The 18161-nt window shown below is 68.6% G+C and carries 22 protein-coding genes; 10 read left to right on the top strand and 12 right to left on the bottom strand.

All coding sequences use genetic code 11. The annotated features are described in order from the left end of the window. Positions 1-268: 268 nt before the first annotated feature. Together BOX37_RS29130 and BOX37_RS29125 are read right to left on the bottom strand one after the other, a co-directional pair. Positions 269-1648, bottom strand: a complete 1380-nt coding sequence (locus BOX37_RS29130) for a DUF1731 domain-containing protein (protein WP_071930411.1) — start codon at positions 1646-1648, stop codon at positions 269-271. Positions 1649-1798: 150 nt separating this feature from the next. After that, positions 1799-2851 (bottom strand): M23 family metallopeptidase, encoded by a 1053-nt coding sequence (locus BOX37_RS29125; RefSeq protein ID WP_071930410.1) that lies wholly within the window; start codon positions 2849-2851, stop codon positions 1799-1801. Between the two features lie 510 nt (positions 2852-3361). Between BOX37_RS29125 and sucC the strand changes: the two genes are divergently transcribed. The 6 genes from sucC (at position 3362) to purH (ending at position 10661) form a co-directional block, all read left to right on the top strand. Continuing rightward, positions 3362-4537, top strand: a complete 1176-nt coding sequence (gene sucC, locus BOX37_RS29120) for an ADP-forming succinate--CoA ligase subunit beta (RefSeq protein ID WP_071930409.1) — start codon at positions 3362-3364, stop codon at positions 4535-4537. 13 nt (positions 4538-4550) lie between these two features. Beyond that, entirely contained in the window at positions 4551-5468 is a 918-nt protein-coding gene (sucD, locus tag BOX37_RS29115; RefSeq protein WP_071930408.1) for a succinate--CoA ligase subunit alpha, read from the top strand. Positions 5469-5679: 211 nt separating this feature from the next. Continuing rightward, on the top strand, positions 5680-6762 hold the full coding sequence (locus BOX37_RS29110; protein WP_071930407.1) for a DUF5336 domain-containing protein: 1083 nt from the start codon (positions 5680-5682) through the stop codon (positions 6760-6762). Between the two features lie 112 nt (positions 6763-6874). Next, entirely contained in the window at positions 6875-8383 is a 1509-nt protein-coding gene (locus BOX37_RS29105) for a cell division protein PerM (protein ID WP_071930406.1), read from the top strand. 83 nt (positions 8384-8466) lie between these two features. Continuing rightward, a complete protein-coding gene (gene purN, locus BOX37_RS29100) occupies positions 8467-9099 on the top strand; it encodes a phosphoribosylglycinamide formyltransferase (RefSeq protein WP_071930405.1) in 633 nt (210 codons plus the stop codon). After that, positions 9096-10661, top strand: a complete 1566-nt coding sequence (gene purH, locus BOX37_RS29095; protein WP_071930404.1) for a bifunctional phosphoribosylaminoimidazolecarboxamide formyltransferase/IMP cyclohydrolase — start codon at positions 9096-9098, stop codon at positions 10659-10661. The genes purN and purH overlap by 4 nt, the downstream gene beginning before the upstream one ends. Positions 10662-10728: 67 nt before the next feature. On the opposite strand, the gene BOX37_RS29090 is transcribed toward purH, so the two are convergent. The 3 genes from BOX37_RS29090 to BOX37_RS29080 form a co-directional block, all read right to left on the bottom strand. Next, entirely contained in the window at positions 10729-10986 is a 258-nt protein-coding gene (locus BOX37_RS29090) for a hypothetical protein (protein WP_071930403.1), read from the bottom strand. Further along, the gene (locus BOX37_RS29085; protein ID WP_084760347.1) at positions 10983-11711 is read right to left on the bottom strand and encodes a TNT domain-containing protein; all 729 of its coding nucleotides are present in this window, start codon (positions 11709-11711) and stop codon (positions 10983-10985) included. The genes BOX37_RS29090 and BOX37_RS29085 overlap by 4 nt, the downstream gene beginning before the upstream one ends. A gap of 98 nt (positions 11712-11809) precedes the next feature. After that, positions 11810-12250: a hypothetical protein gene (locus tag BOX37_RS29080; RefSeq protein ID WP_071930402.1), complete on the bottom strand. Its 441-nt coding sequence runs from the start codon at positions 12248-12250 to the stop codon at positions 11810-11812. 201 nt (positions 12251-12451) lie between these two features. Between BOX37_RS29080 and BOX37_RS29075 the strand changes: the two genes are divergently transcribed. Continuing rightward, entirely contained in the window at positions 12452-13012 is a 561-nt protein-coding gene (locus BOX37_RS29075; protein ID WP_084761066.1) for a LysM peptidoglycan-binding domain-containing protein, read from the top strand. Between the two features lie 58 nt (positions 13013-13070). On the opposite strand, the gene rpsR is transcribed toward BOX37_RS29075, so the two are convergent. The 4 genes from rpsR to rpmB all read right to left on the bottom strand — a co-directional run bounded on the left by rpsR (position 13071) and on the right by rpmB (position 14157). After that, positions 13071-13328 (bottom strand): 30S ribosomal protein S18, encoded by a 258-nt coding sequence (rpsR, locus tag BOX37_RS29070; protein WP_067979995.1) that lies wholly within the window; start codon positions 13326-13328, stop codon positions 13071-13073. 34 nt (positions 13329-13362) lie between these two features. After that, the gene (gene rpsN / locus BOX37_RS29065; RefSeq protein WP_071930400.1) at positions 13363-13668 is read right to left on the bottom strand and encodes a 30S ribosomal protein S14; all 306 of its coding nucleotides are present in this window, start codon (positions 13666-13668) and stop codon (positions 13363-13365) included. A 73-nt stretch (positions 13669-13741) separates the two neighbouring features. Next, positions 13742-13912, bottom strand: coding sequence for a 50S ribosomal protein L33 (gene rpmG / locus BOX37_RS29060; RefSeq protein ID WP_019049259.1), 171 nt, complete (start codon positions 13910-13912; stop codon positions 13742-13744). A gap of 8 nt (positions 13913-13920) precedes the next feature. Then, positions 13921-14157: a 50S ribosomal protein L28 gene (gene rpmB, locus BOX37_RS29055; protein WP_067485415.1), complete on the bottom strand. Its 237-nt coding sequence runs from the start codon at positions 14155-14157 to the stop codon at positions 13921-13923. Positions 14158-14261: 104 nt separating this feature from the next. Here rpmB and mrf point away from each other — a divergent pair, with 104 nt between their 5' ends. From mrf to rpmF, 3 genes are read left to right on the top strand one after another with little or no spacing between them, the layout of a single operon-like run. After that, positions 14262-15566, top strand: a complete 1305-nt coding sequence (gene mrf, locus BOX37_RS29050; protein WP_071930399.1) for a ribosome hibernation factor-recruiting GTPase MRF — start codon at positions 14262-14264, stop codon at positions 15564-15566. After that, positions 15563-15829, top strand: a complete 267-nt coding sequence (locus tag BOX37_RS29045; protein WP_071930398.1) for a type B 50S ribosomal protein L31 — start codon at positions 15563-15565, stop codon at positions 15827-15829. The genes mrf and BOX37_RS29045 overlap by 4 nt, the downstream gene beginning before the upstream one ends. A gap of 3 nt (positions 15830-15832) precedes the next feature. Further along, positions 15833-16006, top strand: a complete 174-nt coding sequence (gene rpmF / locus BOX37_RS29040) for a 50S ribosomal protein L32 (protein ID WP_071930397.1) — start codon at positions 15833-15835, stop codon at positions 16004-16006. A 396-nt stretch (positions 16007-16402) separates the two neighbouring features. Here rpmF and BOX37_RS29035 read toward each other — a convergent pair whose 3' ends face one another. Genes BOX37_RS29035 through BOX37_RS29025 form a run of 3 tightly spaced genes read right to left on the bottom strand, consistent with a single transcriptional unit; the run spans position 16403 to position 18156 of the window. Further along, positions 16403-17179, bottom strand: coding sequence for an MHYT domain-containing protein (locus BOX37_RS29035; RefSeq protein WP_071930396.1), 777 nt, complete (start codon positions 17177-17179; stop codon positions 16403-16405). Beyond that, positions 17172-17771: a GTP-binding protein gene (locus tag BOX37_RS29030; RefSeq protein ID WP_071931970.1), complete on the bottom strand. Its 600-nt coding sequence runs from the start codon at positions 17769-17771 to the stop codon at positions 17172-17174. The genes BOX37_RS29035 and BOX37_RS29030 overlap by 8 nt, the downstream gene beginning before the upstream one ends. Positions 17772-17784: 13 nt before the next feature. Further along, complete coding sequence (locus BOX37_RS29025; protein WP_071930395.1) at positions 17785-18156, bottom strand: DUF742 domain-containing protein; 372 nt, start codon at positions 18154-18156, stop codon at positions 17785-17787. Between the last annotated feature and the right edge of the window lie 5 nt (positions 18157-18161).

Here is an 18161-nt window from a genome sequence, read left to right as displayed (position 1 = left end):
CGCACTACCCGCCCGCACGGCACAACCTGAGTCGGCCATGACCGCACTACCCGCCCGCACGGCACAACCTGAGTCCGCCATGACCGCACTCCCAGCCCCGCACCCGCGACCCCGAGGAGCGGCGGCCGACGAAGTCGGCCGGTCGCGGCCGGGTCGCCGGTCAGCGCTCGAAGCGCATGCGCCGCAGGCGCGAGTCTCGAGCGCTGACCGGCGGCCCCTCGGGGCCGCGACTCGAGCGCGCCAGCGCTCCAACAAACACCGGCTCCAATTAACACCGCAACAGGTCGGTGAGGGCTTCGTCGAGGGTGGGGTAGCGGAATGTGAAGCCCGCCTTCGGAAGGACTTTCGAGGTCGCGTGGCGGCCGGTGAGGCCGAGTGCGGGGTCGGTGCGGAGGAAGACCGCGCCGAGGGTGAGCATCGCCGTGGGGGTCGGTGGTGCGGGTGGGCGGCGCAGGCGGCGTCGCAGCGTGGCCATGAGTTCGGTGTTGCGGACCGGGAATTCGGTGGCGGCGACGAGGATGCCGTCGGGGAGGGTGAGTTCGGGGTCGAGGCCGAGGGCGCCGCGCACGATGGCGAGCCAGTCCTCGATGTGGATCCAGCTGAACCACTGGTCACCGGGGCCGATGCGGCCGCCGAGGCCCGCTCTGGTGAGCTGACCGAGGCGTATGAGGGCGGGGGCGTCCGGCTCGAGGACGATGGAGGTGCGCAGGATCGTCCAGTGCGCGGCCTGGGTGGGATCGAACGCCTCCTCCCACGGCTGGGCGACTCCGGTCATCTGCGGCAGGCCCGTCGGCAGGGGAGTGGTTTCGGTGCAGCGGGTTTCGCCCGCGTCCGACCAGATGGCCGTGGTGCTGGCCTGTATCCAGTAGTCGACCGGGGTTTCGCGCAGCCCTGCCGCGGCGACCAGGGCGGTGGTGGAATCGACCCGGCTGCTGCGTAGTTCGGCGACATTGCGCGCGGTGGGCCGACAGTCGACCAGCTTGCCCGCGAGGTTGATCACCGCGAGACGACCGGGTTCACGCAGCTCGGCGGCCCAGGCGCCGATCGAGCGGCCGTCCCATTCGGTCTGCCGGAACGGCAGGGCGCGGTTGCGGCGGCGGGTGAGCAGCGTGACGCGCTGACCCCGGCAGGTCAGATCGGCGGCGACCTGGAGGCCGAGCGCACCGGCGCCGCCTGCGATGACCACGGTGAGCGCGTTGTCGGCGGGAACGAGTCCGGCCAGCCGTGCCAGCCGGGAGAAGTTCACGCGCGCATCGGTTTCGATGAAGGGGCGAACGACGGCACGGGCCGCGGCGGCCGATGGACCGGTGAAGCGGAGTTCCTGGGTGAGTTCGGTACCGCCGTCGACAGGTGCCAATCGCCAGGTGAGATGCATGGTGCCCGCGGGCTCGGGCTGCTCGATGCTCAGTTCCCGATTCGGGTCGACGGTCGTGACGGTGAAGGGCGCGCCGAATCGTCTGTGGATGCGCGCCGAGAGCTTCCCGTTCGGCAGATAGTCACCAGTGGCGCCGACGGCGACCGGCCCGTGCATCCGCACGTCCCGCACCCCCGGATTCCACTCCGGCCACTGCTCCAGGTCACCGAGCACACGCCACACCGATTCCGGTGGGAGAGCGATGAACTGCGTGTACTTCGTTGTACCGGACATGAAGAAACGCTATCTCACGCCGAAGCCTATGGAAGCGTGCTACTCGTCACGCGACACCTGGCCAACGTGAGCCTCGCCGGACCGCCTGTCGCCGACGTCGGGTTCCGACCCGCCGGAGGCCGACCGCGATACTCGGGAGGCGGGACGGCCTCAGTCGCGCTGGTAGCCCAGGCTGATGCCGCGGGTGGCCAGCCACGGGACCGGATCGATCTTGTCGGTGCCGTTGAGCCAGACCTCGAAGTGGCAGTGCGGGCCGGTGGAGAAGCCGCGGTTGCCCATGGTGGCGATCTGGTCGCCGGCCAGGACTCGCTGGCCCTCGAAGACGGTCGCGGTGTCGATGTGGCCGTAGACGGTAACGGTGCCGTCGTCGTGCAGGACGCGCACCCACATGCCGAAACCGGAGGCCGGGCCCGCCTCGATGACGGTGCCGTCGGCGACCGAGTAGATCGGCGTGCCGATCGGACCGGCGACGTCGATACCGAGGTGTTGCACGCCCCAGCGGGCGCCGAAGCCGGAGGTGTAGTTGCCCGTGGTGAACTTGGCGAACAGCGGTCGCAGCTTGGCCGATTCCTGTGCGGCGAGGTCCTCGGCGAACTTGGCGCCTTTGGCCAGTATGTCGTCGAAGTGACTCTTGTCGGCGATCGCCGACGCCTCCAGGACCTGCGGCGAGGAACCGGTGGTCGCGCCTTCGACGTCGGCGGTGTTCATCGACTGCGCGGCGATCTCGTGGATCTGGCCCGCGGCCTCGTAGTCGAGGCTGTGATCTGCCTGGCCGGGCGAGGCCACCGCGGCCTGGCCGGCGGCGACGACCGCGCCCGCGGCGACGGCGATGACCGCGGCGCGGCCCTTCAGCGCGGCGGGCGGGGCGGGAACGCGATGCGCGCCACCACGACGCGCGGCGCGGCGCGGCGGTTCGGTCGCGGCCGGCTGCTCGGGTTCGGCCGACTGCCAGGTGTTGTCGTAGGTGCCGGAGTCGTAGGTGTCGGACTCGTCGGCGGTCCACTCGTCTTCGGCGGGCGTCCAGGCCGAGTCGGCGGACCAGCTGTTCTGGGTGTGCCAGGAGTCGGTGTGCGGCCACGCGGGCTGCGGCTGTGCTGCGGCCGTGCGACGGCCCTGCGGGTGCGAGGTGAACTCGTCGGCATACCGGTAACGATGTCCGGAAGCGGCGCGGTTTTCGACTGTGAAGGTGGAGCGGTGGTTCATCGGCTGCGCCGAATCGCCGACCGCTGCTGCAAGCGAGTGCTGACGTGCCTCAAGCTTGTCGTCCTCCTCAGTCCTGACTTGCCAGTCGTGACCTGGTTGTCGTGACCTGGTTGTGACTTCGACCGCACTGACGGTAACGAAGCGATTGCAGAGTGGCAAGCGCTGGTTGGAAACCTACACTCACGTGTGATATTCGTCACCGTAACGCGACGGAATATCTCACCGCATTTCGGGGTCCCGGGTGAGGTCCGTCGACGACATAACGTAGTAGATGTCGGGGCGTCGCGGCTTTACGTGTCCCGACCTGCCACGGCACCTGAAAACTACTCGCCAGTAGCCTTGGCCAGCGGTTTTCCGGACCTCCCGTTACCCGTCGTGACCTGCGCCACTTAGGATGAATGTGGCCGTTTGGCCCTCCATGTGACTGGTTAGAGTCCGACCCGACCCGCTACCGACGTCGGGCCGCCAACAAAGACGTTGTCATAGCAACGCAGACGAGACGGTGAGTACATGGATCTCTTCGAATATCAGGCGAAGGAGCTCTTCGTTAAGCACGGAGTGCCTTCGTCGGAGGGCCGGGTTTGCGACACGGCCGAAGAAGCGCGCGCGATCGCCGAGGAAATCGGCAAGCCGGTGATGGTCAAGGCGCAGGTCAAGGTGGGCGGTCGCGGTAAGGCGGGGGGCGTCAAGTACGCCGCCACTGCGGAGGACGCGTTCACGCACGCGCAGAACATCCTCGGCCTCGACATCAAGGGCCACATCGTCAAGAAGCTCCTTGTCGCCGAGGCCAAGGACATCGCGGAGGAGTACTACATCTCCTTCCTGCTCGACCGGTCCAACCGCACCTACCTGGCGATGTGTTCGGTCGAGGGCGGTATGGAGATCGAAGAGGTCGCGGAGAAGACTCCCGAGCGCCTCGCCAAGATCCCCGTCGACGCCGTCAAGGGTGTCGACCTGGCCTTCGCCCGTGAGATCGCCGAGCAGGGCCACCTGCCCGCCGAGGTGCTCGACGCCGCGGCTGTGACCATCCAGAAGCTGTGGGAAGTCTTCGTTTCCGAGGACACCACCCTGGTCGAGGTCAACCCGCTGGTGCGCACCCCCGGCGACGAGATCCTCGCCCTCGACGGCAAGGTCACCCTGGACGAGAACGCCGAGTACCGGCACCCCGACCACGAGGCCTTCGCCGACATCGAGGCGACCGATCCGCTCGAGCTCCAGGCCAAGGAGAACGACCTCAACTACGTCAAGCTCGACGGCGAGGTCGGCATCATCGGCAACGGCGCCGGTCTGGTCATGTCGACCCTGGACGTCGTCGCCTACGCGGGCGAGAACCACGGCGGCGTGAAGCCGGCCAACTTCCTCGACATCGGCGGTGGCGCCTCGGCCGAGGTGATGGCGGCCGGGCTGGACGTCATCCTGGGCGACTCGCAGGTCAAGAGCGTGTTCGTCAATGTTTTCGGTGGCATCACCGCGTGTGACGCGGTCGCCAACGGCATCGTCAAGGCCCTCGAGATCCTGGGCGACGAGGCCAACAAGCCGCTGGTCGTGCGCCTCGACGGCAACCGGGTGGACGAGGGTCGCCAGATCCTCGCCGATGCCGCGCACCCGCTGGTGACGCTGGCGCAGACCATGGACGAAGGCGCCGACAAGGCCGCCGAACTGGCCTTCAACGGCTCAGCCAAGTAAGGAAAACACTGATATGTCCATCTTCCTGAACAAGGACTCGAAGGTCATCGTCCAGGGCATCACCGGCGGCGAGGGCACCAAGCACACCGCCCTGATGCTGAAGGCGGGCACCCAGGTCGTCGGCGGCGTGAACGCGCGCAAGGCCGGCACCACGGTCTCGCACACCGACGCCGACGGCAACCCGGTCGAGCTGCCGGTCTTCGGCACCGTCGCCGAGGCCATGAAGGAGACCGGAGCCGACGTCTCGATCGCCTTCGTGCCGCCGAAGTTCTCCAAGGACGCCATCGTCGAGGCCATCGACGCGGAGATCCCGCTGCTCGTGGTCATCACCGAGGGCATCCCGGTGCAGGACTCCGCTTACGCGTGGGCCTACAACGTCGAAAAGGGCGAGAAGACCCGCATCATCGGCCCGAACTGCCCCGGCATCATCACCCCCGGCGAGGCGCTGGTCGGCATCACCCCGAACAACATCACCGGCAAGGGCCCGATCGGCCTGGTGTCGAAGTCGGGCACCCTGACCTACCAGATGATGTACGAACTGCGCGATTTCGGTTTCTCGACCGCGATCGGCATCGGCGGCGACCCGGTCATCGGCACCACCCACATCGACGCCATCGAGGCGTTCGAGAAGGATCCCGAGACCAAGATCATCGTCATGATCGGCGAGATCGGTGGTGACGCCGAAGAGCGTGCCGCGGCGTACATCAAGGCCAACGTGACCAAGCCGGTCGTCGGCTATGTCGCCGGTTTCACCGCGCCCGAGGGCAAGACCATGGGCCACGCCGGTGCCATCGTCTCCAGCGGCGGCGGTACCGCGCAGGCCAAGCAGGAAGCGCTCGAGGCCGCGGGCGTGAAGGTCGGCAAGACGCCGTCCGCCACCGCCGCGCTGGCGCGCGAGATCCTGGAGAAGGCGTCGATCGCGTCCGCCTGATCCGACACCGCCTGATCGATCTCACACCGACGAAGGCCGCCTCCAGGTTTGATGGAGGCGGCCTTCGCCGATTCCTCCACAGGCCGGGTTATCCACAGCCCGATCGGTTTGGTGATGACCGGGGACGTGACGTGCAGTAGCGTCAGGTATCGGATCAGCGCCAGTCAGTTCGACGCGACCGTCGCGCACGACTCGACAAGGAGACGACGACATGTCATACCCGACCGGGGGCTCCGGGTACAACACACCCGGGCAACCCGCAGCGCCCAGCCAGGCTCCGAACACCGGAGCCGCCGCGGCTGCGCCATCGACTCCGGCCGGTTCGGAAGGTAAAGGGCTGCCGTTCATCCTGACGGCGGCGACCGCCGGACTCGGTGTGCTGACCTTCCTGCTCGGCTTCCTGCCCTTCATCGGCGCCGAGCCGGTGACCATCGGTGGCACGACGGTGAGCAGCGACGAGACCGACAGTGTCTTCGCCTATTTCGGTGGCGCACCGTCGCTGACGATCGTGCTGGTGGCCGGACTGCTGGCCGCGGTGTCCTTGCTGCCCAAGCAGAACCTGCTCGGCGCGGCGACGGCGACCGCGGTGGCGGGGCTCTTCGGCGTGCTCGCCCTGACCTTCTCGCTGCCCGAGGGCGTCGAGTTGAAGTTCGGCGCCTTCGTCGTCATCGCCTTCGCGCTGCTGACCGCCGCGGCCGCCGTCGTGGCGCTGCTGTTCCAGTTGGGCATCATCACCCCGCCCGCCCCCAAGCCCGCGCAGCCGCAGCAGCAGCCGGGTCAGTACGGCCAGTACGGTCAGCCGGGTCAGCAGCAGGGCTACGGACAGCAGCCGGGTGGCTACGGTCAGCCGGGCCAGCAGCCCTACGGCCAGGGCGGTTACGGCCAGACCACCGGCGGGCAGTACCCGACGCAGTCGCCGTACGGGCAGCAGAGTCAGCCGTCGGTACCGCAGCAGTCCTACGGTCAGCCGGGCCAGCAGGGCTATGGCCAGCCGGGCCAGCCGGGCCAGCCGCAGCAGTCGCCGTACGGACAGCAGTACGGTGCGCCGCAGCAGCAGTCCCCGTACGGTTCCGCTCCGCAGGCGCAGCAGGGACCGGGCGAGGGCGCGACCCAGGGCTTCGGCGCTCAGCCGGGCCAGCCCTTCGGCGGACCGACCTACGGTGCCCAGCAGGGCGCGCCCGCCCAGCCGGGCCAGACCGGTGCTGGCCAGGCCCAGCCGTTCGGCGGCGAGCAGACCGCCGATCCGGCCGCGGACGCGACCACCGCGTTCCGTCCGAACGACGACCAGAAATAAGAACACGGCCGCCGCGCGTGGCTCAGGTTCGATCGCGAGCCCACAGGTGTGCCTGTGGGCTCGCGGCGCGCCTGACCCGTGCCCGCCGGGGAAGCTGCCACGCTGAACTGTCATGAGTTCCCGTAACGCCCTCGTGCGCCAGACCTCAGGGTCGCCGGGCACCGGGGAATCCGCCGCCACCGGGTCCGATCGCGAGCCCGGTTGGTGGGCGCCGCCCTCGCCCGAGCGGGCGCGGACGCTACTGCTCGTCGCGGCAAGGCCGACGATCTGCGCGCTGGCGGCGACGGTGGTGCTCGTCCTGCTGGTCATGCTCACCACCGACACCGATCTGACCAGCGCGCCGGGGGCGGTAGGGGCCACCTGGCTTGCCGCGCATCAGGTTCCGCTCACCGTCGGCAAGACCACATTGGGCCTGCTGCCGCTCGTTCCGACCGCCGTCCTGCTCCTGGTCGCCGCTCGTGAATGCGCGCGGGCAGTGCCGAACCGCCCGACCCCGATCGAACTGGCCTGGCTCACCGGCGCGGTACTGGCCGGACCGCTGCTGATGACGGCGGTGTGTATCGCCGTCGTCGGTGATGCCGCCGGCGTCACCCCGCTCCAGCCGCCCGGTGCGTTCACCGCGTTCGGCTGGGTGATCGTGCTGTACCTGGGCGCGGCCGCCGCGGGAATCGGCAGCAGGGCAGGGCGTTCGCTGTGTGCGTCGGTGCCGATCGAGATCCCGGACTGGGCGGTGCTCGGCGCCCGCACCGCCCGGCGCACTGTGCTGCGAATGCTCGGCTGTGCCGCGGTGGCGACGATGATCTCGTTCTTCGCGCACCTGTCTCGCCTCGACGGCGCGTATCAGCAGGCGCACAACGTCACCGATGTGCTCGGCATGACGTTGCTGTCGCTGCTCTACCTGCCGAACGCGGTGATCGCCGCGGCCGGCCTGCTCAGCGGGGCGGCCGTGCAGTTCGGCACCGGGTCGGTCGGGCTGTTCGGGGTCACCGGCGCGCAGGTGCCCGCGATACCCGCGCTGATCCCGGTGCCGGAAGGGCCTGCCTCGGCATGGTGGCCGGTACTGCTGATGATTCCGCTCGCCGTCGGCGTGCTCGGCGGGATCGAGTTGGGCCGCACCAGCGACGACCGGCCCGGCGCGCCCTGGGCGACGCTCACCTCCGCGGCACTCGCCACCCTCACTTTCCTCGTCCTCGCCGTGCTCGGCGGCGGGATGCTCGGCGCTGTCGGCCGGGTCGGGGTCGACCTGCTGATGCTGGTCGTGCTGATGGGCACCTGGTTCGGTTTCGGCGGCTTCGTCGGCATGATGTTCGCCCGCCGCTTTCTCGCCCCCGCCGAACCCGCTGAACCGGTCGAGGACTACGACGACGAGTACGACGAGTACGACGAGTACGACGAGTACGACGACGAGGACGATGACGATTTCTACTACGACGATGACGACTACGACGACGATCCCGAACCCGACGTCGAAGTGGACGCCGAACTGGTCACCGACATCGAAGACGACGTCGAAGTGAGCATCGCCGCGCCCGGCTCGGCGGAGCAGCCAGGGGAAGACATCGTCGACGCCGAGGTGGTCGAGCCGGACCTGCCGGAAGGTGGCAAGGGTACCGGTCGTTAAGCTCGACCCGGCGGTATCGCCGATCACCGCCCCGCCGACCCACACGCAGGAGTAGAGCGCTGACGTCCTCGTTTGCCCAGTGGCTGCCCGCCGGGGCGCCCGCCACCGTCGTCGTCCTGGCCTCGGGCACCGGCTCGCTGCTCAACGCGCTGCTGACCGCGGCGCGTGAGCCCGGCTTCCCGGCGAAGATCGTCGCGGTGGGCGTCGACCGCGTCTGCCAGGCGACCGAGCACGCCGAAGCGGCGGGCATCGAGCACTTCCGTGTGGCGCTGAAGGATTTTCCCGATCGCGCCGCCTGGGACGTGGCGCTGACCGAAGCCATCGACGCCTACCAGCCCGACCTGGTCGTCTCGGCGGGCTTCATGAAAATCGTCGGCCCCGCGTTCCTCGAACGCTTCGGTGGCCGGGTCATCAACACCCATCCCGCGCTGCTGCCGTCGTTCCCCGGCGCGCACGGGGTGCGTGACGCGCTCGCCTACGGCGCCAAGGTCACCGGCTGCACGGTGCACCTGGTCGACGCCGGGGTCGACACCGGCCCGATCCTCGCGCAGGAGGCCGTCACGGTGCTGCCCGACGACGACGAGGCCACCCTGCACGAGCGCATCAAGGTTGTCGAGCGACGGCTACTGGCGGAGGTCATCGCCGCCGTCGCGACGCGAGGCATTGTCTCCGACGGACGAAAGGCAGTAATTCCAGATGAGCGAGCACGCCGGTGAGTGAACGTAAGGCGATCCGCAGGGCGCTGGTGAGCGTCTACGACAAGACCGGGCTCGTCGAGCTGGCCACCGGACTGCACGCCGCCGGCGTGGAACTGGTGTCGACCGGCTCGACCGCGGGCAAGATCGCCGAGGCGGGTATTCCGGTCACCAAGGTCGAGGACCTGACCGGTTTCCCGGAGACCCTCGACGGTCGCGTCAAGACGCTGCACCCGCGGGTGCACGCGGGCATTCTCGCCGACACCCGTCGTCCCGAGCATGTCGAGCAGCTCGTCGAACTCGGTGTCGCGGCGTTCGAGCTGGTGGTGGTGAACCTCTACCCGTTCACCCAGACCGTGGCCAGCGGCGCGAGCGTCGACGAATGCGTCGAGCAGATCGACATCGGCGGCCCGTCGATGGTGCGCGCCGCCGCCAAGAACCACCCCTCGGTGGGCGTGGTGGTCGACGTCACCGACTACGACGACGTGCTCGCGGCGGTGAAGTCCGGCGGGTTCACCCTCGCCGAACGGACCACACTGGCCGCCAAGGCCTTCCAGCACACCGCGAGCTACGACGTGGCCGTCGCGAGCTGGATGGGCTCGGTCGCCGTGCCCGCCGTCACCGAGGAGACCGAGCAGTTCCCCGGCTGGGTCGCCGGTTCCTGGGCGCGCACCGCGGTGCTGCGCTACGGCGAGAACCCGCATCAGGCCGCCGCGCTGTACACCAGCAACGACGGCACGGTCGGCATCGCGCAGGCCGAGCAGTTGCACGGCAAGGAAATGTCGTACAACAACTACACCGACGGTGATGCCGCCTGGCGCGCTGCCTTCGACTTCGACGAGCCCGCTGTCGCGGTGATCAAGCACGCCAACCCGTGCGGGATCGCTGTCGGCGTCGATATCGCCGAGGCACACCGCAAGGCCCACGCCACCGACCCGGTCAGCGCCTACGGCGGCGTGATCGCGGCCAACCGCGAGGTCAGCGTCGAGATGGCCGAGCAGGTCGCCGAGATCTTCACCGAGGTGATCGTGGCTCCCGGCTACGCACCCGGCGCGGTCGACGTGCTGCAGCGCAAGAAGAACGTACGCGTGCTCGTCGCCGAGCCGCCGCAGCGCAAGGGCGTGGAACTGCGTCCGATCAGCGGCGGTGCGCTGCTGCAGGACCGCGACGTCCTCGACGCCGCGGGCGACGATCCGGCCAACTGGACCCTGGCCGCGGGCGACCCCGCCGACGCCACCACCCTGGCCGACCTCGAATTCGCCTGGCGCGCGTGCCGCGCCGTGAAGTCGAACGCGATCCTGCTGGCCGAGGACGGTGCCGCCGTCGGCGTCGGCATGGGCCAGGTCAATCGCGTCGACTCCTGCAAGCTCGCCGTCGAGCGCGCGGGCGAACGTGCCAAGGGCTCGGTCGCCGCCTCCGACGCCTTCTTCCCCTTCTCCGACGGCCCACAGATCCTGGTGGCCGCGGGGGTTCGCGCGATCGTCCACCCCGGTGGCTCGATCCGCGACAAGGACACCATCGAACTCTGCAAGGAAGCCGGCGTCACCCTGTACTTGACCGGGGCACGTCACTTCGCGCACTGATCCGCGCGCAGCACGAGGGCCCCGCGGGTGTCGCGGGGCCCTCGTCGTGTGTTGTGGTGGAACTCGGTCAGCGAGTCGCGTCGGCCGTTCCGCCGGTGAGGGTGGTCAGCATCCACTGGGTGGCGGCGGACTCGGTGTCGAAGCGGGCCCGGGTGTCGAAGCGGCCACGTTCGAAGGCGCCGACTTCCCAGCCGCCGTCGGCGCCGGAACGCAGGAACCAGAAGTCGGTGGGCAGGGGAGTGGTCTCGTGGACGCCGGGGATCTGGAAGGAGCCCGTGGCCAGACCGGCGTCGAGAAGAGCCGTGACGAGTTGTTCGCGGTTCATGGGGCGTCCGTTCCGGTGGGTCGTTCTTCGACGAGGTAGCCGTTGTCCAGCAGCCAGGTGACGCTCAGTGCCTGCCCGGCTTCGGGCAGGTAACTCGATTCCAGCTTGTATTGGGTGCCGCCACCGGGCTGTTCGAACCAGGCGGCGATCGGGCCCGCGTCCACGCGGAAGGACTCGAGCACGCAGTACTGGTGATAGTTGCTCAGCGGGGTGCCGCTCGGGGTGTTCAGGTTCTGTGGTGGCAGGGCCCGTTCGGCGAACGAATCGCCCTGCGGGGCAAGGAAAGCCCCGCCCGCGTAGCCGAAGCGATCGAGGCGTTCGCCGGGCGAAAGCACCTCCTCGTATCGGACCGGTTCACCGTTCAGCACTTCGAAGCCGTCATCGGGCGGGTAGATCCACCAGCCCTCGTCGGTGCGGTACTTGGCGACGAACGCGTCGGCGTCCAGGGCGCCGAAGCGCTGATAGCCCGGCAGCAACGGCGCGACCGGTGGCTGCTCGGGCAGCGGGTCGGGGCCCAGGTATTGGCGGTCGGCGTCGTAGAAGGTGGTGGTTTCGGGGGCGATGTCAGGGGTGCCGGGCCGACAGGGCTCGTTCGGCGCGGCGGAACCGGAACCCGAGGATCCGGGGAAGAACGGTTCGGCCGGTACCGCGGAACCCACCGCGGGAGGCCCCGCGAGCAAGGCGACGACGGCGGCGACTACAGCGACAATCGATCCAGAGCGCATCCAGTCAACTCCTCGATGAGGCGATACTGCGGGCCGCCCATTACAGCACGTTGTCGCAGTTCAGCGAGGTTCTCGCGCGGCGTGGCGCCCGATTTGGGCTATTCGGCGTCGAGGACCGCGCGGCTGCCGAGTGGGGATCGCAGCGTGATGTCCATGGTGCCGAGGACGGCGTCCATGGTGCACATCTTGCCGACGGCGTCGGCGCGGGTCCCCGAGCGCAGCGCGATGGTGATCGTCTCCGCGGTTTCGGTGACGGCGGCGTCCACGGCGAAGCACGCGGGGTTGCCGGTCTGGAAGTTCACGGCGATGGTGTCCTCGCCGAGCCGGGTCCACGAGGTGAAGGGCAGCGGATGGGGATTGACGAGGGTGGGGTCGGGGACGAAGCGGTGGCCGAGGGTGGTGGCGTTGTCTTCGGGACGGGCAGCGGCCGACGTATCATGTTGGGGTGCAGCGTCTTCGGTGGACGCGCAGGCCGTGAGGGGGCTGAGCAGGACGGCCAGTGTCGCCGCGGCGGCGGTGAAACGCGACGTCGTTCTCATGCCGACCACCCTAGACGCCGGGTCGTGGGCGCGGAGCATTGTCAGGGCGACTCAGCCCACAGTGAACATTCCGCGAACCGTGCGCGTAACTCACCCATTTCCGCTCTGCGGGGACTACATTCGGCTGCGATGCGCCGCCGTGGCTTACGGCGAGCATCACGTAGTTGGATGCTCTGCAACTGGATCTTCGAAAGGAACAACGTGGGCGACACGCTGCGCGTAGGCGAAGAACTGGGACTGGGACAGTCCCTGACCGGCGGTGCGTACACCCTGGCTCTGCAGCCGGACGGCAACCTTGTGCTGACCGAGCCCGACGGCAACGTCGTGTGGGCCGCGCAGACTCATGGACAGGACGTGCAACGCGCGGCCCTGCAGAACGACGGCAACTTCGTTGTCTACAAGGGCGATGGTTCGGCCGCATGGTCGACCGAGACCAACGGCAAGAACGTCGAGCGGCTCGTGGTGCAGCCCGACCGCAACGTCGTGATCTACGGCAACGACAACTCGGTCGCGTGGGCCTCTGCCACCCAGACCGACAACCCGCTGCCCGCTCCGGAGCCGGTGGCCGCGGCCCCCGCCGCCGAAGAGGTTCCCCCGCCGCCGCCGGCCGCGCAGACCTACACGGTCGAGCCGGGCGACACGCTGTGGGCGATCTCCGAGCGTTTCTACGGCGACGGCAACCGCTACTCCGAGATCGCTGCCGCTTCCGGCATCGCCAACCCGGATCTCATCAATGCCGGTCAGGTTCTGACAATCCCGTAATTCGCACAGCGAAAGTGGCCCCGAGGCAACAGCTTCGGGGCCACTCTCGTGTGTGGAGCTACTTGGTGGTGGTGAAGGGCAGCAGCGCCATCTCGCGCGCGTTCTTCACGGCCACAGCGACCTGACGCTGCTGCTGCGGGGTCAGGCCGGTGACGCGGCGGCTGCGGATCTTGCCGCGATCGGAGATGAAGGTGCGCAGCAGGTTCACGTCTTTGTAGTCGACGTACTCGATACCCGCGGCGATCAGCGGGTTCTTCTTCGGCTTACGGCCCTGCTCGGCGCGTGCCTTCTTGGACGGTGCTCGCTTCACTGCCATGGGATTTTCCTTCTCACGAGATCAATGAGTGTCTCTACCAGCTCGATTTGTGGACCCCGGGGAGCTCGCCCCGGTGGGCCATCTCACGCACACGAATACGGGAGAGGCCGAACTTGCGGAGGTGACCCCGTGGTCGGCCGTCAGCAGCATCCCGATTGCGCAATCGTACCGGACTGGCATCGCGGGGCTGGGCGCGCAGTTCGGCCTGGGCGGCGGCGCGCTCGGCTTCCCCGGTGGTGGGCTTGCGGATGATCTCCTTGAGCTCCGTGCGCCGGGCCGCGTAGCGCGCGACGATCTCGCGACGCTGTTCGTTGCGGGCGATCTTGGACTTCTTGGCCATATCTGTGGCTCCCTTCACTGGGCCTACATGGTTACGCTGCGCTGCCGCTTCCGGCCCCTGAGCTCAGGGAACGTCAGCGCTCCTCGCGGAAGTCGACGTGCTTGCGCACGACGGGGTCGTATTTGCGCAGGACCAGCCGGTCGGGGTCGTTGCGGCGGTTCTTGCGGGTGACATAGGTGTAGCCGGTGCCCGCGGTGGACTTCAGCTTGACGATCGGCCGGATATCGGTCGATTTCGAGGCCATGGGTGCTCCTAGATCTTGTCGCCGCGAGCGCGGATGCGGGCGACAACAGCCTCGATCCCGTCGCGGTCGATGGTCTTGATGCCCTTGGCGGAGACCGTCAGCGTCACGCGGCGGCCCTCGCTGGGCAGGTAGTAGGTCTTGCGCTGGATGTTGGGGTTCCAGCGCCGGTTGGTGCGCCGGTGCGAATGTGAGACGGCTTTTCCGAAGCCGGGCTTGCGACCGGTGACCTGGCAGTGGGCCGACATGCGACCTCCCTCCACGGTTATGACAACCATTTTCGACAACGAGTATTCCGCACTGTACCGTTGCCCCTCAAGTAAATGAAAATCGTTATCGAAAGGGGTGTCGGGTGCTGGACAAGTCCGACCGGAGAACGCCCGTGGTGCTGCTGGCGGGCTTCGCCGGACCGGCCATGACCGCCGTCGAGCACATCGCGGCGACGCTGAGCGAGGACGCGGGCACGGTAGTCGTGCACCACGACCTCGCCGAACTGAGGGAAGGGGTGGTGCGTCGCACGGTACGCACCGCGGGCCATGTCACGACCACGGTGCTCGAACTGGCGCACGGCTGTGTCTCGTGCACGCTGCGCGCCGACCTGCTGCCGATGCTGTGCACACTGGCCGCGCGCGAGAACGTGCGCCGGATCGTGCTGGCCCTCGACCCGGCCATCGAGGCAGAGGCGCTGTGCCACGCGATCGAGACGGTCGAGGTGAGTGGGGTGGCTGATCGCGTCGATGGCCCCGCCGCGCGCAACGTGCGGATCGAGTCCGTGCTGACCTGCCTCGACGGCGATCAGTGGCTGGCCGACGCCACCGGCGACGAAGCCTTGGCCGATCGCGGGCTCGCCGCCGCCGACGACGAGCGCACCGTCGCTCAGGTAGCTGTCGGCCAGGTCGACTTCGCCGACGCGCTGGTGGTCCTCAGTGCCGGGGTCGACGCGCTCGACCGCGAACGGCTGGGCGCGGTGCTCGACCGCCTGGCTCCCGCGGCGCCGGTGGCCTGGCTCGACGATCTGTCCGGCTTCGACGCGCTCGAGATCGGCGCGCTGCTCACCCGCGTGCCCGTCGATTCGCGGCGCGGCCAGATCTTCGGCGCGCACGCCCCGCTGCTGCGTGGTCAGCCGCCGTTGACCACCGACTGTGGCGTCACGATCGTCGAGTTCGCCGCCCGCAGGCCGTTCCATCCCCTCCGGCTGCACGACGCACTGGACGTGCTGTTCGACGGCGTCGTCACCGCGCGCGGCCGGATCTGGCTGGCCACCCAACCCGATCAGGTGGTCTGGCTGGAATCGGCGGGCGGTGGGCTTCGCGTCGGCAGCGCGGGCCGCTGGCTGGCCGCGATGAGCGCCGACGAGCAGGCCGACGCCGATCCGGACCGCCGGGCCATGGCCGCGCTGCGCTGGGACGAGCGCTTCGGCGATCGTGATGTGTCGCTGGTGATCCTGGCTCACGACGCCGACCCGGCCGAGATCCGCCACGCCCTGCACTGGGCACTGGTCGAGGATGACGAGCTGTTGCTCGTCGACCGGGCGCCGGACCGAGTCGCGCTGTGGGAAGACCCCTTCGGCGACTGGCACGAAGATCCCTGCGCCGATCCCACCGAGGCCGCGGCCACGGCGAGCGAGCGCACCAACCCGAAAGGAGAAACATCATGAAAGCGGGCATTCACCCCGACTACCACCCCGTGGTGATCGAGGATTCGAGCACCGGCAAGCAGTTCCTGACCCGGTCCACCGCGACCACTGATCGCACCGTCGAGTGGACCGACGGGAACGTCTATCCACTGCTGATGGTCGACGTGACCTCGGATTCGCACCCGTTCTGGACCGGCGCGGCCCGTGTGCTCGACGCCCAGGGCCGGGTGGAGAAGTTCGAACGCAAGTACGGCAAGCGTTCGCGCGCCGGCAAGGAGGGCTGAACGATGGCGGTTCCCAAGCGCAGGATGTCGCGCTCGAACACTCGCAGCAGGCGCGCGCAGTGGAAAGCGGCGGCGCCGCAGCTGGTTCCGGTCACCGTCGGTGGCGTCGAATATCAGGTGCCGCGCCGCATCATCGGCGCCGTGCGCAAGGGACTCATCGATCCTGCGCAGCTCTGATCCGACCGCGGAACGCCCTGGCGTCCAGGGGGCTTGCGGTGGCACTGTCGTGCCTGCTCACAGCCCCTTTATGGGGGCCAGGGCAATCGTCCGGTTAACGATGTGACGCGCGCCACTTGCGTCAAGTGGATCGGTGAGCTTGCCGGAAGATTGCTGATGGTCGAATTACCAACTCGTGGTTTGTTTCTCGGCACAGGAAAATTCCTGGATCACTGATGCGCAGTCCTGGGCCGGTATGTACTCTCGTGCGGGAGGGCGGGTTCTCCTGAGGAGGAGGACCCGCCCATCGCCACTTCAGAGGCCGTTTTCGGCCGTCGGCCGCAGTTCTCTCCCACGATGGGCAGCGGGGCGCAGGACGGCAAAGAATCAGGCAAACCGGACGTTAGCTGGTTGTCGTCACCGGGACGCGGCAGGCACCTGATGGTGCTGCGCGAGATCGCGCCGATCCGGCGCCACCAGCACGGCGGTGATCGGCACGGTGAGTCCGAGCGCGCCGAGCACGAGCATCGGGAACACCAGGTCGAACAGCGTGAACCCGGTCGGCATCCGGTGCCCGGGATCGATCTCGAAGGTCAGCGCGGTGATCGCGGTGTAGTAGACCGCCGCCACGCCACCGGCGAACAGCACCGCGACGACCGGGCGCAGCCACGCCCGGCGGACCAGATGGAAGGCCTGCAGGATCGCCGTGCACACCACCATCGAGATCAGCACCGCCGCACCGATCAGCATCAGAGACTGGTCGATGGTTCCGCGCACCTCGAGCGCGTCCAGAGTCAGATAGGTGGACAGGCCCACCCCGAGGCCCATCACCAGTCCGCCGACGATCGTCCGGGGCAACTGCGGGTCGCGTCCGGCGATCAGCAGCCCGGCGAACACCGCGACCACCGCGATCGCCAGCGCCGCCGCACCGAGCGCAGCGGTGTAGCGCATCGGGGCCTCGGGCACCTGAAGCCCCAGCAGTGCCACCGAATTCGCCAGCCACACCCCGACCCCGCCGAGCGAGACCGCGGCCACCGTCAGCCAGAGCACCCGGAACCGCACCGAATACCGTGCGTGCCGCGCACAGGCGAACGCGACCAGCGCACCGAGCACCGAGAGCGCGAACGCCAGCAGCGCGACACCGAAACCGAGCCCGAACGTGTCGGCTCCGGTCGCGGCGAGCACCTCAGCCACGCCTGCCCGCCCCCTCGAACTGCTGCGGTTCGAGCTGGGCGATGGCGTACTCGGTCACCGCCGCCAGTGCCTGACGGACTTCGACGGCGTTGCGCGCGTCGATGTCGACGATCGGGATTCCCTCGCGCACCGAGAGCGCCTCGCGCAGTTCGGCGATCGGGAACCGCGGCGCGTTGGGGAAGCGGTTCACCGCGATCAGGAACGGCAGCCCGCGTGCCTCGAAGAAGTCCACCGCGGCGAAACTGTCCTCCAGCCTGCGGGTATCGATCAGGACCACCGCGCCGATGGCGCCGCGGATCAGGTCGTCCCACATGAACCAGAACCGTTTCTGGCCTGGCGTGCCGAACAGGTAGAGCACCAGGTTGCCGGGCAGCACGATGCGGCCGAAGTCCATGGCGACGGTGGTGGTCTCCTTCTCCGGCGTCTCGGCGAGATCGTCGATGCCGTCGGAGAAATGGGTCACCATCGCCTCGGTGCGCAGCGGCACGATCTCCGACACCGCACCGACGAAAGTCGTCTTGCCCGCACCGAATCCGCCGGCCACGACGATCTTGGTCGACGCGACCCGCTGCTCGGGTGCCGGTGGGCGCATCGGTGCGCCGCCCTCAGAGGCCACGGAGTCCACGCAAAGTCCTCTCCATCAGTGATCGTCGTTCGTCGTAGCTCGCCTGTTCGGACAGCGTCGAATGCACGCGAAGAATCCCGCCGACTACCAGATCGCCGATCATCACCCGGACCATACCCAGTGGGCGCCCGAGGTATGCGGCGATTTCCGCTACCGAGAGCCGATGTGTGCCGAGTCGCACGATTTCGGTCCGCAGATCTCCTGCGGGCCAGTCCATGTGCGCGGTATAGGAGACGGTCTCGATGACCGCCTCCAGCGGTAGCGCGACCGCGGGTTCGGTGCGACCGGAGGTGAGGGCGTAGGGCCTGACCCTGGTCGTCGGCCGGTTTTCGGATCCGTAAGGGCTCGACATCTCAC

It is taken from the genome of Nocardia mangyaensis (genome assembly GCF_001886715.1).
Lineage (GTDB): Bacteria > Actinomycetota > Actinomycetes > Mycobacteriales > Mycobacteriaceae > Nocardia > Nocardia mangyaensis.
The sequence above is the reverse complement of the archived record's forward strand: the minus strand, read 5'-3'. Positions and strand labels throughout refer to the sequence as shown.

Excerpts from the sequence above, each read along its gene's own strand:
- BOX37_RS29130 (WP_071930411.1), bottom strand. The coding sequence starts at position 1,648 with ATGTCCGGTACAACGAAGTACACGCAGTTCATCGCTCTCCCACCGGAA.
- BOX37_RS29125 (WP_071930410.1), bottom strand. The coding sequence starts at position 2,851 with ATGAACCACCGCTCCACCTTCACAGTCGAAAACCGCGCCGCTTCCGGA.
- sucC (WP_071930409.1), top strand. The coding sequence starts at position 3,362 with ATGGATCTCTTCGAATATCAGGCGAAGGAGCTCTTCGTTAAGCACGGA.
- sucD (WP_071930408.1), top strand. The coding sequence starts at position 4,551 with ATGTCCATCTTCCTGAACAAGGACTCGAAGGTCATCGTCCAGGGCATC.
- BOX37_RS29110 (WP_071930407.1), top strand. The coding sequence starts at position 5,680 with ATGTCATACCCGACCGGGGGCTCCGGGTACAACACACCCGGGCAACCC.
- BOX37_RS29105 (WP_071930406.1), top strand. The coding sequence starts at position 6,875 with ATGAGTTCCCGTAACGCCCTCGTGCGCCAGACCTCAGGGTCGCCGGGC.
- BOX37_RS29090 (WP_071930403.1), bottom strand. The coding sequence starts at position 10,986 with ATGAACCGCGAACAACTCGTCACGGCTCTTCTCGACGCCGGTCTGGCC.
- BOX37_RS29085 (WP_084760347.1), bottom strand. The coding sequence starts at position 11,711 with ATGCGCTCTGGATCGATTGTCGCTGTAGTCGCCGCCGTCGTCGCCTTG.
- BOX37_RS29080 (WP_071930402.1), bottom strand. The coding sequence starts at position 12,250 with ATGAGAACGACGTCGCGTTTCACCGCCGCCGCGGCGACACTGGCCGTC.
- rpsR (WP_067979995.1), bottom strand. The coding sequence starts at position 13,328 with ATGGCAGTGAAGCGAGCACCGTCCAAGAAGGCACGCGCCGAGCAGGGC.
- rpsN (WP_071930400.1), bottom strand. The coding sequence starts at position 13,668 with ATGGCCAAGAAGTCCAAGATCGCCCGCAACGAACAGCGTCGCGAGATC.
- rpmG (WP_019049259.1), bottom strand. The coding sequence starts at position 13,912 with ATGGCCTCGAAATCGACCGATATCCGGCCGATCGTCAAGCTGAAGTCC.
- rpmB (WP_067485415.1), bottom strand. The coding sequence starts at position 14,157 with ATGTCGGCCCACTGCCAGGTCACCGGTCGCAAGCCCGGCTTCGGAAAA.
- BOX37_RS29045 (WP_071930398.1), top strand. The coding sequence starts at position 15,563 with ATGAAAGCGGGCATTCACCCCGACTACCACCCCGTGGTGATCGAGGAT.
- rpmF (WP_071930397.1), top strand. The coding sequence starts at position 15,833 with ATGGCGGTTCCCAAGCGCAGGATGTCGCGCTCGAACACTCGCAGCAGG.
- BOX37_RS29030 (WP_071931970.1), bottom strand. The coding sequence starts at position 17,771 with ATGCGCCCACCGGCACCCGAGCAGCGGGTCGCGTCGACCAAGATCGTC.
- BOX37_RS29025 (WP_071930395.1), bottom strand. The coding sequence starts at position 18,156 with ATGTCGAGCCCTTACGGATCCGAAAACCGGCCGACGACCAGGGTCAGG.